Raw genomic sequence first — 14316 nt, 5'->3', positions numbered from 1 at the left:
CAACCGCGGGAGCATCCGTCGGGCCAGAATGCGGGTGTGCGCACCGACGTGATCACCGTCCACACCGGGTCCCGGCCGTCCGTCCGGGACATCACCGCCGAGGCCGAGCGGTTCGTCTCCGGCCAGGGCGACGGCCTGCTGCACGTGTTCGTGCCGCACGCCACCGCCGGCCTGGCGATCATCGAGACCGGCTCGGGTTCCGACACCGACCTGCTGCGCGCGCTCGACGAACTGCTCCCCGCCGACGACCGCTGGCGGCACCGGCACGGCTCACCCGGGCACGGCCGGGACCACGTCCTGCCCGCGTTCGTCCCGCCGTACGCGACCGTGCCGGTGCTCGACGGGCGGCTGGGGCTGGGCACCTGGCAGTCGATCTGTCTGGTCGACACCAATGGCGACAACCCCACCCGTACGGTCCGCTTCTCGTTCCTCCGGGGCTGACGCGCCGGGCCGGGGTCACGCGGCGGCGGCCGATTGGTGAGTCGGTCAATAGTTGGATGCCTCCACTATTGATTCGCAAGTACGATGTGAGGCATGGCGCACTCCACCGTTCCCGCCGTCGGCCCCGACGTGGATGACCGCACCGGCCTGGCCGGGGACACCGTGCGCCGGATCCTGCACATCGCCGCCGCGATTCGACACCACCAGGACGAGGAGATCGCCGGGCTGGGGCTCACCCCGGCCGCGGCCCGGGCCCTGCACGCGCTCGACCCCGACCGCCCGCTGCCCGCCCGGGATCTCGCCGAGCAACTCGGCTGCGACCGGTCCAACGTCACCGCGCTGGTCGATCGGCTGGAGCAGGCGGGGCTGGTCGAACGGCGGGTCGACCCGGCCGACCGGCGGCAGAAGACGCTGGTGGTGACCGGGGCCGGCCGGCGCGTACGGGACCAGGTGCGGCAGGTGATGTCGGACTCCCGGCTCCTCGGCGGCCTCACCACCGGAGAGCTGGCCACGCTGCGGGAGCTGGTCTGGAAGGTCTCCGACGGCGGCTGCCCGGAGTCGTGCGGCGAGGATTAGGAGGCCCGCGCGGGCGCCGCGCCCGGATCGGTCCGATCGTGTCCGACTGGGCGACCCGTGCCTCCGTCGGTAATGCTGTCCGACGTGACCACCCCGCAAGATCTCGACGACCGGTTCCGGGAGGCTCTGGGCGCGCTCGGCGGGCCGGACCAGCGCCGTGACCTGGCCGAGTGGCTGCCCGACGGTGGACCGCTGACCGGAGCGCAGGCACTGGCCCTCTTCGACGCTCAGGCGACCAGCCGGCTGCTGGACCTCGCCGCCCGGTGGCTACGCGGCTTCGGGGAGGGCTACTACACGATCGGCTCGGCGGGCCACGAAGGCAACGCGGCCGTCGCCGCCGCCCTGCGGCCGACCGACCCCGCCCTGCTGCACTACCGGTCCGGTGGCTTCTACTGTGTCCGTGCCGCCCAGGCGGCGGGGGACTTTCCGACCGCGCCCCCGAGCGGGCGGCCGGCCGCCGGCGACGACGCCGGACCCGAGGCGGCGGCCCCGGGCACCGCCGACCCCGACCGCCCGCCGCCGACCTCCACCGCTCACCCGTCGCCGGACGCGAGCCCGTCCCCGACCGCCGGCTCGACCTCGGGCGCTGACGCCTCCCCGCCCGCCGGCCCGTCGTCAGCCGTCGGCCCGTCCGCCGAATTGGGCGGGGACGTGCCCGTCGAGGTCCCGCCCAACGCCGGTGCCCTGCCCGCCCGGTCCGGCGAGGCTCCGGACGTTCCCGACTCGGTGCCCCCGGCGGCCGGCAGCGGGGCCGGTCCGGCGCTGCCCGCAGTGGATCCCGATGACGGGTACGCGCAGGCGGCGCGGGACGTGCTGCGCGGCGTGGTCGCCTCGGCGCGGGAGCCGATCGCCGGAGGGCGGCACAAGGTGTTCGGCCATCCCGACCTGGCGGTCATCCCGACGACCTCCACCATCGCGTCCCACCTGCCCCGAGCGGTCGGCATGGGGCTCGCCCTGGAACGGCTGCGCCGGGTCGGTGGCGGCCGGCGGCCCGGCGCGGTGACGCCCGAGTCCGGCGGGGACACCGCCACCGCCCCGTGGCCGTCGGACGCGATCGTGGTCTGCTCGTTCGGGGACGCCTCGGTCAACCACGCCACCGCCACCGCCGCGTTCAACACCGCCGGCTGGTACGACCACACCGGGCTGCGTATCCCGGTCCTGTTCGTGTGCGAGGACAACGGCCTCGGCATCAGCGTGCGCTCGCCGCAGGGCTGGGTCGAGGCGACGTTGCGGGCCAGGCCGGGGATCCGGTATTTCGCCGCCGACGGCACCGACCCCGTCGAGACGTACCGGGTGGCGGAGCAGGCGGCGGGCTGGGTGCGCCGGCACCGCCGGCCGGCGGTGCTGCACCTGACCACCGTACGGCTGATGGGTCACGCCGAGGCCGACGCGGAGACCGCGTACCGGAGCCCGGCCGAGATCGGCGCGGACCTGGCGCGTGACCCGTTGCTGGCCACGGCGCGGCTGCTGGTGACGGCGGGCCACGCCACCGGCGAGGAACTGCTGGCCCGGTACGACGAACGCGGCTGGCAGCTCCGCCGGATCGCCGAGGAGGTGCTCGACGAGCCGAAACTGGCGTCCCCGGCCGAGGTGGTGGCGGAGCTGGCCCCACGCCGACCGGCCCGGGTCTCCCGGGCGGTGGCCGACGCGGCGGCCCGCGCGGCCGGGCCGAACGCGGGCGCCCGGGCCGAGGCGTTCGGCGGCAAGCCGCCGGAGCTGGCTGGGCCGCTGACCCTGGCGCAGAGCATCAACGCGGCGCTCGCCGACGGGATGCTGGACCACCCGGGGATGGCCGTCTTCGGCGAGGACGTCGCCGCCAAGGGCGGGGTGTACGGGGTGACCAAGGGGCTGCGGGACAGGTTCGGGGCGGCCCGGGTCTTCGACACGCTGCTCGACGAGACCTCGATCCTCGGGCTCGGGCTGGGCGCGGGCGTCGCCGGGATGCTGCCGGTGCCGGAGATCCAGTATCTGGCGTACCTGCACAACGCCGAGGACCAGCTCCGGGGCGAGGCCGCCACCATGCGGTTCTTCTCGCAGGGGGCGTACCGGAACCCGATGGTGGTCCGGGTGGCCGGGCTGGCCTACCAGGAGGGGTTCGGCGGGCACTTCCACAACGACAACTCGGTGGCCGTACTCCGGGACGTGCCGGGGCTGGTGATCGCGGTGCCGGCGCGGCCGGACGACGCCGCGCCGATGCTGCGGACGTGCCTGGCCGCCGCGGCGGTGGACGGGAGCGTCTGCGCGTTCCTGGAGCCGATCGCGCTCTACCACACCCGGGACCTCTACGCGGACGGCGACGGCGAATGGCTGGGCGAGTACGCCGAGCCGGGCGCCTGGGCCGCACGCCACGTGCCGGTCGGCCGGGCCCGGGTGTACGGGGTCGGCTCCGCCGAGGATCTCACCATCATCACCTTCGGCAACGGGGTGCGGATGTCGCTGCGGGCCGCGGCCACCCTCGCCGACGAGGGGATCGGCAGCCGGGTGGTGGACCTGCGCTGGCTCGCCCCGCTGCCGGTGGCCGACATCGTCCGGGAGTCCTCGGCCACCGGCCGGGTGCTGATCGTGGACGAGACCCGTCGGTCGGGCGGGGTGGGAGAGGGAGTGATCGCCGCGCTGGTGGACGGCGGATACGTCGGGGCGGCGCGAAGAGTTGCCGGCCTTGACTGTTTTGTACCATTAGGTCCGGCGGCGCGGCAGGTTCTGGTCTCCGAGGAAGCCATTACCCAGGGTGCCCGCACGCTGCTGGCACGGTAAATTCCGTTCCACCCGGTGCGCCACTTGCGCGGGGGGCCACAAACTGTGTGGACTTGGCGCGACGGCGTCGGACGACGCCACGAGCAGGGATGAGATGAGGAGGCACGCGACAGTGAGCGCGACCGCTGGTCAGGCCGCCGACGGGGTACGCAGCCTGGCGGACCGGTTCGGGATCGAGCCGGGGATGGTCGTCATGGAGATGGGCTACGACGACGACGTCGACCAGGATCTCCGGGACGCCCTGACCGACCGCTGTGGAGAGCTGGTCGACGAGGACACCGACGAGGTGGTCGACGCGGTTCTCGTCTGGTACCGAGACGGCGACGGTGACCTCTTCGAGCTCCTCGTTGACGCACTCGGGCCGCTGGCCGACAACGGGGTGGTCTGGCTCCTGACGCCCAAGGCCGGCCGGGACGGTCACGTCGAGCCGAGCGAGGTCGCGGAGAGCGCCCAGACCGCCGGCCTCCAGCAGACCTCGACGATCAACGCGGGTCGGGACTGGAGCGGTGCCCGGCTCGTGCTCCGGCGCGGGTCGAAGAGCCGCAAGTAACCCCCGTACGCCACCCGGCGGCGCCCGTCGCCGGGTGTGGCAGGCTGATCATCTCCAGACCCGATCCAAGGAGTTCCCATGCCGATCGAGGTTGGCGCCGAGGCGCCGGACTTCGTGCTCAAGGACCAGAACAACCAGGAGGTCCGGCTCTCCGACTTCCGCGGCAGGCGCACCGTGCTCCTGGTGTTCTACCCGCTCGCCTTCACCGGCATCTGCCAGGGCGAGCTCTGCGAGGTGCGGGACAACCTCAACGAGTACGTCAACGACGACGTCCAGGTGCTGACCGTCAGCGTCGACTCGGTGTACTCCCACAAGATCTGGGCCGACCGTGAGGGCTACGAGTTCCCGATGCTGGCCGACTTCTGGCCGCACGGCGCGGTGGCCCAGGCGTACGGCGTCTTCAACGACGTCGCGGGCATCGCCAACCGGGGCACCTTCGTCATCGACAAGGCCGGCGTGGTCCGGTTCGCCGAGATGAACCTGCCCGGCGAGGCCCGGGACCAGCAGGGCTGGCGCAAGGCCCTGGCCGAAGCCGCCGCCTGATCCCACCTTCAGGCACGCCGTTCGACCGGACCGGAGGCCGGCAGGTAAGCTTGCCGGACCTCCGGCCCGCCGTACGGGCGTTCCGGGCGCGTAGCTCAGTGGGAGAGCACTCGCCTTACAAGCGAGGGGTCGCAGGTTCGAAACCTGCCGCGCCCACCATCACCTGATCGGGCACGACCATCTGATCAGGCACGACCGAGGACGAAGTACCCAATTCCCAGAATGCCGCGATAGACGCCGACGTATTCGCGTAGCCGGTCATCGAGTTCCTTCTGAAGGTCCGCCGCGCGAGGGTCTCCCGGGTGTTGCAGCAGCCATTCCTGCCGGCTCGCGCGCCAGGTGGACTCGAAGTCGTCCCACTCCCGCTGGTCGGCGGTGCTGAAGTGCAGAACTCGCCAGCCCAGCCCATGGGCCTGCTCGATGAGATCCGCGAGCGGCACCATCTTCTCCCCGAAGATCTCTACCGCCTCGGCCGTTGGTGGCTGCTCCCAGTACGCGTCGCCGAACAGGAGCCGGCCACCAGGCCGTACGGACTCGGCGAGCGCCCGGAGAGCATCGGCCGTCCCGCCGAAGGCGTGCGAGGCGCCAACGCACAGCACGCGGTCGCCTGACTCCCGCGAGGCGGCCGCTTCCCCCTCCACGAAGGTGACCTGCCTGTCCAACGACCGGTCAGCCGCCAGCGCCCGCCCCCTCGCGAGAGCGGCATCATCCGTATCGACACCGACGCCGGTCGTCACGGTTGCGCCGCTCACTCCTCCGGCGGCAACCGCCCGCAGCAGCAACTCGCCCCACCCGCAGCCGAGATCAAGCACGCGCACGCCCGGCCGGATGTCGAGCCGCTGCAGAAGCAGCGCCGCATGTTCCTCCGACAACGGGGTGTTCCATCGCATCCGCGCATAGCGGGAAGCTGCGAGGTCGTCAGTCGTCTGCATCCGCTGAGCGTGCCAAGGTCGGATTCACGACGCATCCCCGTTTTGCAACCGCCACGGCAACCGATGGCCCTCGGGGAGATCTTGGTGGATTTCGGCCCCGGTGCGGGCCGTTTCCTGCCAAGATCTCGTGCCCGGGACGCCGAGTTGACGGGGTCCCTAGGGTGTAGGCGGGAGGTCGGCGATGCGGAGAGAGGTGGGTGCCCTCGCGGGCGTCACCGCGCTGCTGATGGTCAACGGCTGCACGCCGGAGGACCGCGCCGGCCGGCCGGTCGTGACCACGGCCAGCCCGGCGGCCACCGCCAGCACGATGGTTGACGCCGCCGCCGTGGCGACCGGCCCCGAGGCGGACGAGGTTCCCCGGCCCGTCAGCTGCGGGCCCGGTGAGTCACACATGATCGAACCGATGCCGACCCCGTCCGGCCCCGATGACGTCGTCGCCGGTCCGGTGGTCTGGCGGGGCCTGAAAGCGATGACGACCGGTGATCCGGCTGCCTTCGGCTACCAGGACGCTGACGGGGGCCACTACAAGGTCGGGGTGGGCGTCCGGGCCGGCGCGACCGCGACGGTCATGATCGGCCCGGAGGCTCGTGGTTACGCCGGCCTGAAATACGGTCAGGCGTGGGAGTTCCGCCCGGTGGAAGGGGTACGGTTCGCCGCCTGCCCGGACGGCGACACCTGGTTCGTCGGCGGGTTCTTCGTCAAGGGGCGCCGCTGCGTGCCACTGGACGTCACGGCCGAGAATGCCCGGCCGGTCCGGGTGGTCGTCTCGCTCTTCGCCGGGCCCTGCCCCGGCTGACCGTGGCGTGACGTTGCCCACCCTCACTGCGGCGGTAAGGGTAGGGGCAGGTCAACTGCCGTTACCCGGCGGTTAAGCTGGAGGCGCGAAGTCGCTTCCCCTGCTCGGGTTGCGGCTTCGTAGTGCTTCACGGGGATCCGTGGAGCCCAGCCGTTCCGACGTTCTCCGGGCCAACCGAATCGGGACGACTGCACCCCCACCGCCCGAACGGTGCGTCCGGCGGGCCAACCCGGAACGGAGTAAGCCACGCCATGAGCGTGACTACGCAGGATCCTGCTGCCCCGGTCGAGTCGGCGGAACCCGCCGAGCGCGGCCGTCTCGACCGCTTCTTCGAGATCACCCGCCGTGGCTCGACGGTCAAGCGCGAGGTGCTCGCCGGAATCACCACCTTCGCGACGATGGCGTACATCGTCGTGCTCAACCCGCTGATCATCGGCACGGCCCCGGACGCCGACGGCAAGATCCTCGGCATGGGGGCGGTCGCCGGCGTCACCGCGCTGGTCGCCGCGGTCATGACGATCATGATGGGGATCGTCGGCCGGGTGCCGTTCGGTGTGGCGACCGGGCTCGGGCTCAACGCCTTCGTCGCGTACGCCGTCGCCTCCCAGATGAGCTGGGCCGAGGCGATGGGCCTGGTCGTCATCGAGGGTCTGATCATCACCGTGCTGGTGCTGACCGGCTTCCGGAAGGCCGTCTTCCGGGCCATCCCCGCCGAGCTGAAGGCGGCCATCGCCGCCGGTATCGGCCTGTTCATCGCGCTGATCGGCTTCGTCGACGGCGGTTTCGTCCGGGCCGGCAGCGGCGTGCCGCTACAGCTCGGCTCGGGCCCCAACGGCACGCTGCACGGTTGGCCCACGGTCGTCTTCCTGGTCGGCCTGCTGGTCACCGGCATCCTGGTCGCCCGCAAGGTGAAGGCCGGCGTCCTGATCGGCATCGTCGCCACCACCGTCCTCGCGGTGATCGTCAACGCCCTGGCCAAGCCGGGTGGGGCGGTCCTCGCCGACGGCAAGCCCAACCCGGACGGGTGGCGCCTCAACGTGCCGACCCTGCCGGACCCGCTCTGGCAGAAGCCCGACCTGCACCTGGTCGGCAACGTGTCGTTCGGCGCGTTCGCGAACGTCGGCCTGATGACCGCCCTGCTGCTGGTCTTCACCCTGGTGCTCGCCGACTTCTTCGACGTGATGGGCACGACCGTCGGCCTGGCCAAGCAGGCCGGCCTGACCAACGCGGACGGCACCGACATGCCCCGACTGGGCAAGGTGCTCTTCGTCGACGGTGTCGCCGCGGTCGCCGGTGGCGCGGGTAGCGCCTCCTCGGCCACCACCTACGTCGAGTCCTCCTCGGGCATCGCCGACGGTGGGCGTACCGGCCTGACCAGCGTGGTCACCGGTCTGCTCTTCTTCGGCGCGCTGCTGCTCACCCCGCTGGTGTCGCTGGTGCCGAGCGAGGCGGCCGGCCCGGCCCTGGTGGTCGTCGGCGCGCTGATGATCCGCCAGGTCAAGGAGATCGACCTCACCGACGTGGGCATCGCGGTCCCGGCGTTCCTGACCATGACGCTCATGCCGTTCACCTACTCCATCACCAACGGCATCGGCGCCGGCTTCATCAGCTGGGTGGCGATCCGGGTGGCGCAGGGCAAGGCCCGGACGATCCACCCGCTGATGTGGGCGGTCTCCGTCGCGTTCGTGATCTACTTCGGGATCAACCTGGTCAAGGCGGTTACCGGCGTCAGCTGACCGGATCCTCGTCGCGCCCCCGCTGCCCCTTGGCCCGAGGCAGCGGGGGCGCGGCGTATCCGGATCATGGGTTAGAGTGCCGTCGCGCGGACACGCGACCGTCGTGGGCGCAGGGGAGATGAGGCCATGGATCGCCATGAGCTTCTCCTGCCATGCCCTCCTCCGGGTCGCGCCTCCTGACTCACCGCGACCCGGGTCACTCCACGACCTTGGAGAATCGCGTTGTTCTTTCCCGACCTGACCACCGACCGACTCGTGCTGCGCCCGTGGCCGGCCGAGGAGGCCGCCGTCGCCGCCGCCGGTGAGCGCTGCCCGCACTGGGCTGCGGACTTCCCCGGCGAGGCCGACCGCATGATCGCCGGCCGGCTCACCCGCGAGCCGGAACGGCCGCACGGGCACTACCTGATGATCGAACGGGATACCGGCCTGGCCGTGGGCGGGATCGGCCTGAAATGGCCGCCCACCGCCGGCGCCGTCGAGTTCGGCTACGGCGTCGCCCCGTCCCGGCGCTGCCGGGGTTACACCACCGAGGCCGTCCGCGCGCTGGTCGCGTACGCCCTCACGGCACCCTGCGTGGACGTGGTGTACGCCACCGTGGACCCGGCCAACCGGCCGTCGGTGCGGGTGCTGGAGAAGGCCGGCCTGCGCCGGGACGGCACGGTCCACGGTGACGAGGGCCTGCTGCACCGGTACGTGCTCACCGCCGCCGAGCTGACCGGGCGGTGATCCGACGGCCCGGCGGCGGGGCGTCCCCGCCGCCGGGCCACCACGTTCGAAAGCACTCATCGATGGATCGATGAGTACGATGTGGCGTCGGCGTTCCCCCTCAGAAGCGGCCACCGACGGGTGGCGGGTGCGGGAAGCTGGTCCGAACCGACGGAGGGAACCGGATGGGCTACGCGGACGTCAACGGGGTGCGGCTCTGGTACGAGGTGCACGGCACGGGAAAACCCCTGGTGCTGCTGCACGGCGGCTACGGGTCGGTGGAGATGTTCGCCCCGATCCGGCCCGCGCTGGCCGCCCGCCGGCAGGTGATCGCGGTCGACCTCCAGGGGCACGGCCGCACCGCCGACGTCGACCGCCCGCTGCGCTACGAGACGATGGCCGACGACGTCGGCGCGCTGCTGCGCCACCTCGACCTGCCCGGGGCCGACGTGCTGGGCTACTCGCTCGGCGGCGGGGTGGCCCTGCGTACCGCGATCCAGCACCCCGACCGGGTCCGCCGCCTGGTGCTGGTCTCCACCCCGTGCCGGCGGCGGGGCTGGTACCCGGAGGTGCTGGCCGCGATGGCGGCCCAGGACGAGCGGGTGGCCGAGCAGATGCGCGGCTCCCCGCCTCACGAGCTGTACGAGCGGGTGGCGCCACGCCCGCAGGACTGGCCGACGCTCTGGGCCAAGACCGGCGAGCTGCTGCGCCGCGACTACGACTGGTCCGCCGAGGTCGCCGCCCTCGCCCTGCCGGTCCTGCTGGTCTACGCCGACGCCGACTCGATCCCCGTCAGCCACATGGCGGAGTTCTTCGGGCTGCTCGGCGGCGGGCACCGGGACGCCGGCTGGGACGGCACCGACCGGCCGGCGTCCCGGCTGGCTGTGCTGCCCGGCCTGACCCACTACGACATCATCGGGTCGCCGGCGCTGCCCGCCGCCGCCCTGCCGTTCCTCACCCACGAGGTACGCCCGCCCGGCTGAGCCTGGGCGTCTCGGCTCATCCGTGTCCGGGCGGTGGGTCGACCAGGCCCTTCCGGTACGGGCCCCAGGCGACGAACCGTTCGAAGAGTTCGCGCGGGGTGGGACCGTCGTGCGGGTTGAGCCGGAACAGGTCGTGGGTCGCCTCGTGGTAGAGCCCGGACAGGTAGACGGCCAGGTCGACGGGGTGGTCGTCGTACTCGACCTTGAGCAGCAGGCGGGCCTCGGCGCACGGCCACGGCTGCCCGCAGGCCCGGCACACCCAGAGCGGCCGGATCGGCAGGTGCGGCGGCTGGCCGGGTGGGTAGGGCCGTGGCCGATCGGGGTACGGCCCGAGGCGCGGTATCGGAAACCTGGCGAGGTGCCGTTCGGGGCCGGTCACCAGCGACCGCCGTTGGCCCGCCACTCCTGGCCCCGGGTCAGCCGGCCGGGGCTGCCCGGCCGCATCGTCGGATGCACGCGCGTCGGTTCGCACATCCACTCTGGCAGGTTGTCGCCCTTCACCCGGCGGGGCAGGGGTTGCGGGGGCACGGCGGTGCGGCACCGGAACCAGCGCAGCGCGTTACGCATCGAGTTCTCCTTGTTGGATACGGGTCGGGGCCGCCCAGGCACCGGGGGAGGGTCCGAGGGCGGCCCCGCAGCGGGCCGGACGGGAGGAGGCCCGCTGCGTGACAGTCTGCTGAGGACACCACTACGCTCGGAAGAGCTTTCGACGCCCTGAGCGGCGGCTGAGCAGGCCAGGGCCGGTCCGTGAGAGGCCGTGGGAAGTTCACCGGGAAACCTGGGAGAGGCAGGGCGGAGCATGGGCGCGTCGTGGTGGGAGTTCATCGCCGGCGAGCTGCGGCAGGCCCGGATCCGAGCCGGTCTCAGCCAGGAAGAACTGGCCAGGCGCATCAACTACTCCGCGTCCCATGTCTCCGGCGTGGAGACCGGCCAGCGCCCGCCCAAGGCGGACTACCTCGCCGCGCTGGACGAAGCACTGGGCACCGGTGGGATGTTCGGCCGGCTGCTTCGGCGCGCGTCGTTGGACGAGGACGCGTTGCCCTGGCTACGCGCCTGGATCGACAACGAGCGGGACGCGAGGCTGCTGAGGTGGTACGAGCCGGCGTACGTTCCCGGCATCCTGCAGACCGAGGCATACGCTCGGATGACGCTGGCAGGCAGCCTGCTCACCGTCGAAGAGATCGAGCAGCGGGTTTCCTCCCGGCTCGGGCGGCAGGCGATTCTCACCAGAGAACCTGCCTGTCACGTTGTTGCCGTTCTTGATGTGATGGTGCTGCGTCGTCCGATGAAGGGGCACCCCGAGCTGATGGGACAGCAGCTCGCCCATCTGGCCAAGACCGCCGAGCTGCCGCACGTCCAGATACTCGTGGTGCCCGAGGACGCCGGGCTCTACCCTGCCCTGCAGGGCGGCTTCATCCTGGCCACCCTGAGCGACGGCTCGGTGGTGGCGCACCTTGATCACCAGGTCCGCGCGCAGGTGGTAACCCAGGCTGATGACATTGCTAACCTTCACCAGCGGTGGGAGGCGTCCGTGGAGAAGCCCTGTCCCGCAGGCAGTCACTCAACCTGATCAAGGAAGCGGCGCAGACATGGACATGAGCGGTGCCCGATGGCGCAAGTCCACCCGCTCGGGCTCGAACGGTGGGTCGTGTGTCGAGGTGGCCGACAACCTGCCCGGCGTCATCGGCGTACGCGACAGCAAGGACCCGGCGGGCCCGGTCCTCGTCTTCACCCCACAGAGCTGGCGCGCCTTCGTCGACTTCGCCAAGCGCCCCTGATCCTCGCCACAGCGCCACACCACGCATCGGCAGGGACAGCGGCGTTGGTCAGCCGGGCCTATCCTCCCGGCCATGGGAGCAATCAAGCCGTGGCACCTGGTGGTCCTGACGATCTGCTGCCTCCTGCCGGTGGCCGCGGCGATCGTCGGCGGGGTCTGGGCGACCCGCCGATCCCGTAACCGTCGCTGAAGCCGTCAACGACAGGCGGATTCGGGGGACCGGTCAGGGCAGCCGGCGGTCCAGCCAGCGCAGCAGCGCGTCGCCCTGGAAGCGCTGGAACGCCCGTACGGTGGGGATGCCGGGCGGCGGCGGGAGGCGGGACCCGTCGAGGAAGAACCCGGCGAACCCGGCCAGCACGCCGGTCAGGTCGGCCGGGTCCACCCCGGCGGCGAGCGGCAGGTCGCGCAGCAGCGCCTCCGGGTCGTGCCCGCCGTGCACCTGCACGTTGATCAGGGTCAGCAGGCTGTCCAGCCAGGCCGGCCCCCGGCAGGCCCACGGCCAGTCCACCACGCTGACCGTCCCGTCCGGACCGATGAGCAGGTTGTCGGCGCGGATGTCGAGATGGCACAGGGTGTCGCCGGCCAGCGCCGCCAGCCCCCGGTCGGCGGCGGCGCACAGCTCGGGCAGCCGCGAGCGGGCCCACGGGGCCAGGTCGGCCGGCGGGTCTGCGGCGATCCGCCGCCAGCCGGCGAAGTCCGCCGCGAGCTGCTCGGCGGCCGTGGGCGCCGCCGCGATCGACGCCGGTGTGAGGGCGCCGGCCATCGCCTCCAGGGTGGACAGCACGGCCGCCAGCTCGTCGGCGTGCCAGGGGGTCACCGGGTGCCGGCCCTCGACGTCGGCGAAGACCAGCGCCACCCAGTCGCCGTCGTCGTAGCTGCCGAGCAGCCGGGGCGCGGGCGTGGCCGGGGGCAGTGCGGCGGCGATCAGCGCCTCGGTGCGGTGCAGGTGAGGGCTGCGATCGTTCTGCGCCGGGCTGACCGCCTTGACGAAGGCCCGGCGGCCGCCGGCGGTGCGTACCCGGTCGGCGGTGCCGGGGGAGAAGCCGCCCTGCTGCGAGACGGCCTCCACCACCCGGTCGCCGAGGATCTTCTGGACGGCGGCCCGGACCGGGTCCGGCAGGTCGCTCCAGTGGATCCGGCTCTTCGTCGCGTCCGTCACCGGTCCACCGTGCGACGCGGTGCCCGTTCCAGGCAATCCGATTACCGCGCCCCGGCGGCGTAGCGGAGGAGGACGGTCCCGCTGTCGAAGGGGCGCGCCTCGACCAGGGTGAACCGGTGCGGGGCGAAGCCCCGGTCGGCCAGTGGGATGCCGCTGCCGACCACGACCGGGTTCAGCTTGACCACCAGCTCGTCCACCTCGTCGAGGAGCTGGCCGGCGAGCTGCCCGCCACCGCAGAGCCAGATGTCCCCGCCCGGCTGCCGCTTCAGTTCGCGGACGAAGGCCGCCGGGTCGGCGTTGACGATCTCCACCTGCGGGTCGTCGGACGGGGGCAGCGACCGGGAGAAGACGTACTGCCTCAGGTGGGCGTACGGGCTGGCGACGCCGAGCTTCAGCGCCGGTTCGTAGGTGCCGCGGCCCATCACCAGCGCGTCGAAGCGCCCGGTGGGCGGCGACTCGATGCCGAACTGGGCGTGGGCGAACGTGGGGAAGGTCTGGGGCCATTCGGCGGTCAGGTGGGCCAGCACGTCCGGCTCCGGCACCAGGGGAAAGAAGTCGTAGGACCCGTCGGGGGCGGCGATGAAGCCGTCGAGGGTGCTGGCGACGTAGTACACGAGCTTGCGCAAATCGGCTCCGGGGATCGGACTCAACCACAACGGCTGTCGTGGTCGAGAGAGAATGTACAACACCTGTCGTGGTTATTGCTAGGGTGTCTTCGTGGCCAGGAATCCGGAACGACGCAACCTGCTCGCCGACGCCGGGCTGCGGGTGCTCGCCGCCTCCGGCGCGCGCGGGCTCACCCACCGCGCGGTCGACGCCGAGGCCGGCGTACCGACCGGCACCGCCTCCAACTACTTCCCCTCGCGGGCCGCGCTGCTCGCCGGCCTCGCCGAGCGGATCTTCGAGCGGATGGCGCCCGACCCGGCGGTCCTGGCCGACCTGGGCCGGCGCGAGCCGTCGCTCGCCCTGGTGACCGACTATGTGCGGTACATCGTCGAGCGCACCACCCGTGAACCCGACCTCACCCGGGCGCTGTTCGAGCTGCGGCTGGAGGCGTCCCGCCGGCCCGAGCTGCGCCGCGCCCTCGGCGACGTGCTCCGCCGGGGGTACGCCGACGACGTCGCGTTCCACGTCGCGGCCGGGCTGCCCGGCAGCGCGTTCGAGGTGGCCCTGCTGCACTACGCGGTGGACGGGTTCCTGCTCGACCAGTTGACCACCTCGATCGACGCCGGGTTCGACGTCGACCAGGTGGTTTCCGCCCTGGTCTCCCGGCTGGTCGACGCGCCCGGCTGACCCCCTACCCCCCAGGTATGTCCACGGGTGCAGCGGGAAACCGGCGCGGAACGGGTCTGGGGAGGGGCGAC

16 protein-coding genes, 1 tRNA gene and 1 pseudogene are annotated in these 14316 nt (G+C 72.4%); 13 read left to right on the top strand and 5 right to left on the bottom strand.

Going from position 1 to position 14316, the window contains the following annotated elements:
* The first annotated feature begins 36 nt into the window (after positions 1-36).
* The 6 genes from GA0070604_RS23920 to GA0070604_RS23895 all read left to right on the top strand — a co-directional run bounded on the left by GA0070604_RS23920 (position 37) and on the right by GA0070604_RS23895 (position 5023).
* On the top strand, positions 37-441 hold the full coding sequence (locus tag GA0070604_RS23920; protein WP_091122899.1) for a secondary thiamine-phosphate synthase enzyme YjbQ: 405 nt from the start codon (positions 37-39) through the stop codon (positions 439-441).
* Between the two features lie 93 nt (positions 442-534).
* Positions 535-1017 carry a MarR family winged helix-turn-helix transcriptional regulator gene (locus GA0070604_RS23915; RefSeq protein WP_091122896.1) on the top strand — a complete coding sequence of 161 codons (483 nt, stop codon included), beginning with the start codon at positions 535-537 and terminating at the stop codon, positions 1015-1017.
* Positions 1018-1089: 72 nt separating this feature from the next.
* Positions 1090-3771 (top strand): thiamine pyrophosphate-dependent enzyme, encoded by a 2682-nt coding sequence (locus GA0070604_RS23910; protein ID WP_091122892.1) that lies wholly within the window; start codon positions 1090-1092, stop codon positions 3769-3771.
* 112 nt (positions 3772-3883) lie between these two features.
* Positions 3884-4321, top strand: coding sequence for a DUF3052 domain-containing protein (locus tag GA0070604_RS23905; protein WP_091122889.1), 438 nt, complete (start codon positions 3884-3886; stop codon positions 4319-4321).
* A 78-nt stretch (positions 4322-4399) separates the two neighbouring features.
* A complete protein-coding gene (locus GA0070604_RS23900; RefSeq protein ID WP_091122887.1) occupies positions 4400-4864 on the top strand; it encodes a peroxiredoxin in 465 nt (154 codons plus the stop codon).
* An 84-nt stretch (positions 4865-4948) separates the two neighbouring features.
* A tRNA-Val gene (locus tag GA0070604_RS23895) sits at positions 4949-5023 on the top strand.
* Positions 5024-5049: 26 nt separating this feature from the next.
* Here GA0070604_RS23895 and GA0070604_RS23890 read toward each other — a convergent pair.
* Positions 5050-5796, bottom strand: a complete 747-nt coding sequence (locus GA0070604_RS23890; protein WP_091122884.1) for an SAM-dependent methyltransferase — start codon at positions 5794-5796, stop codon at positions 5050-5052.
* Positions 5797-5977: 181 nt separating this feature from the next.
* Between GA0070604_RS23890 and GA0070604_RS23885 the strand changes: the two genes are divergently transcribed.
* The 4 genes from GA0070604_RS23885 to GA0070604_RS23870 all read left to right on the top strand — a co-directional run bounded on the left by GA0070604_RS23885 (position 5978) and on the right by GA0070604_RS23870 (position 10016).
* On the top strand, positions 5978-6592 hold the full coding sequence (locus GA0070604_RS23885) for a hypothetical protein (protein ID WP_141721378.1): 615 nt from the start codon (positions 5978-5980) through the stop codon (positions 6590-6592).
* Positions 6593-6843: 251 nt separating this feature from the next.
* A complete protein-coding gene (locus tag GA0070604_RS23880; protein WP_091122876.1) occupies positions 6844-8328 on the top strand; it encodes an NCS2 family permease in 1485 nt (494 codons plus the stop codon).
* Positions 8329-8550: 222 nt separating this feature from the next.
* A complete protein-coding gene (locus GA0070604_RS23875) occupies positions 8551-9054 on the top strand; it encodes a GNAT family N-acetyltransferase (RefSeq protein WP_208602159.1) in 504 nt (167 codons plus the stop codon).
* Between the two features lie 164 nt (positions 9055-9218).
* Positions 9219-10016 carry an alpha/beta fold hydrolase gene (locus GA0070604_RS23870; RefSeq protein ID WP_091122873.1) on the top strand — a complete coding sequence of 266 codons (798 nt, stop codon included), beginning with the start codon at positions 9219-9221 and terminating at the stop codon, positions 10014-10016.
* Between the two features lie 16 nt (positions 10017-10032).
* On the opposite strand, the gene GA0070604_RS23865 is transcribed toward GA0070604_RS23870, so the two are convergent.
* Complete coding sequence (locus GA0070604_RS23865) at positions 10033-10395, bottom strand: hypothetical protein (RefSeq protein WP_091127369.1); 363 nt, start codon at positions 10393-10395, stop codon at positions 10033-10035.
* Positions 10392-10583, bottom strand: a complete 192-nt coding sequence (locus tag GA0070604_RS23860) for a hypothetical protein (protein WP_244162063.1) — start codon at positions 10581-10583, stop codon at positions 10392-10394. The genes GA0070604_RS23865 and GA0070604_RS23860 overlap by 4 nt, the downstream gene beginning before the upstream one ends.
* 232 nt (positions 10584-10815) lie before the next feature.
* On the opposite strand from GA0070604_RS23860, the pseudogene GA0070604_RS23855 reads away from it, so the two are divergent.
* Both GA0070604_RS23855 and GA0070604_RS23850 read left to right on the top strand, forming a co-directional pair.
* A pseudogene (locus tag GA0070604_RS23855) lies at positions 10816-11615 on the top strand (helix-turn-helix domain-containing protein).
* Positions 11606-11794, top strand: a complete 189-nt coding sequence (locus GA0070604_RS23850; protein ID WP_091122869.1) for a DUF397 domain-containing protein — start codon at positions 11606-11608, stop codon at positions 11792-11794. The pseudogene GA0070604_RS23855 and the gene GA0070604_RS23850 overlap by 10 nt, the downstream one beginning before the upstream one ends.
* A 222-nt stretch (positions 11795-12016) precedes the next feature.
* On the opposite strand, the gene GA0070604_RS23845 is transcribed toward GA0070604_RS23850, so the two are convergent.
* Entirely contained in the window at positions 12017-12952 is a 936-nt protein-coding gene (locus tag GA0070604_RS23845) for a phosphotransferase family protein (protein WP_091122865.1), read from the bottom strand.
* Positions 12953-12993: 41 nt separating this feature from the next.
* Positions 12994-13578 (bottom strand): dihydrofolate reductase family protein, encoded by a 585-nt coding sequence (locus GA0070604_RS23840; RefSeq protein WP_091122861.1) that lies wholly within the window; start codon positions 13576-13578, stop codon positions 12994-12996.
* A 91-nt stretch (positions 13579-13669) separates the two neighbouring features.
* On the opposite strand from GA0070604_RS23840, the gene GA0070604_RS23835 reads away from it, so the two are divergent.
* Positions 13670-14245 (top strand): TetR/AcrR family transcriptional regulator, encoded by a 576-nt coding sequence (locus tag GA0070604_RS23835; protein WP_091122858.1) that lies wholly within the window; start codon positions 13670-13672, stop codon positions 14243-14245.
* The last annotated feature ends 71 nt before the right edge of the window (positions 14246-14316 follow it).

This window comes from Micromonospora eburnea, assembly GCF_900090225.1.
Classification (GTDB): Bacteria; Actinomycetota; Actinomycetes; order Mycobacteriales; family Micromonosporaceae; genus Micromonospora; species Micromonospora eburnea.
This window is presented reverse-complemented; position numbering and strand designations above follow the sequence as displayed.

Coding starts and splice junctions, on each gene's coding strand:
- GA0070604_RS23915 (WP_091122896.1), top strand. CDS start 535: ATGGCGCACTCCACCGTTCCCGCCGTCGGCCCCGACGTGGATGACCGC.
- GA0070604_RS23910 (WP_091122892.1), top strand. CDS start 1,090: ATGCTGTCCGACGTGACCACCCCGCAAGATCTCGACGACCGGTTCCGG.
- GA0070604_RS23900 (WP_091122887.1), top strand. CDS start 4,400: ATGCCGATCGAGGTTGGCGCCGAGGCGCCGGACTTCGTGCTCAAGGAC.
- GA0070604_RS23890 (WP_091122884.1), bottom strand. CDS start 5,796: ATGCAGACGACTGACGACCTCGCAGCTTCCCGCTATGCGCGGATGCGA.
- GA0070604_RS23885 (WP_141721378.1), top strand. CDS start 5,978: ATGCGGAGAGAGGTGGGTGCCCTCGCGGGCGTCACCGCGCTGCTGATG.
- GA0070604_RS23880 (WP_091122876.1), top strand. CDS start 6,844: ATGAGCGTGACTACGCAGGATCCTGCTGCCCCGGTCGAGTCGGCGGAA.
- GA0070604_RS23870 (WP_091122873.1), top strand. CDS start 9,219: ATGGGCTACGCGGACGTCAACGGGGTGCGGCTCTGGTACGAGGTGCAC.
- GA0070604_RS23860 (WP_244162063.1), bottom strand. CDS start 10,583: ATGCGTAACGCGCTGCGCTGGTTCCGGTGCCGCACCGCCGTGCCCCCG.
- GA0070604_RS23850 (WP_091122869.1), top strand. CDS start 11,606: ATGGACATGAGCGGTGCCCGATGGCGCAAGTCCACCCGCTCGGGCTCG.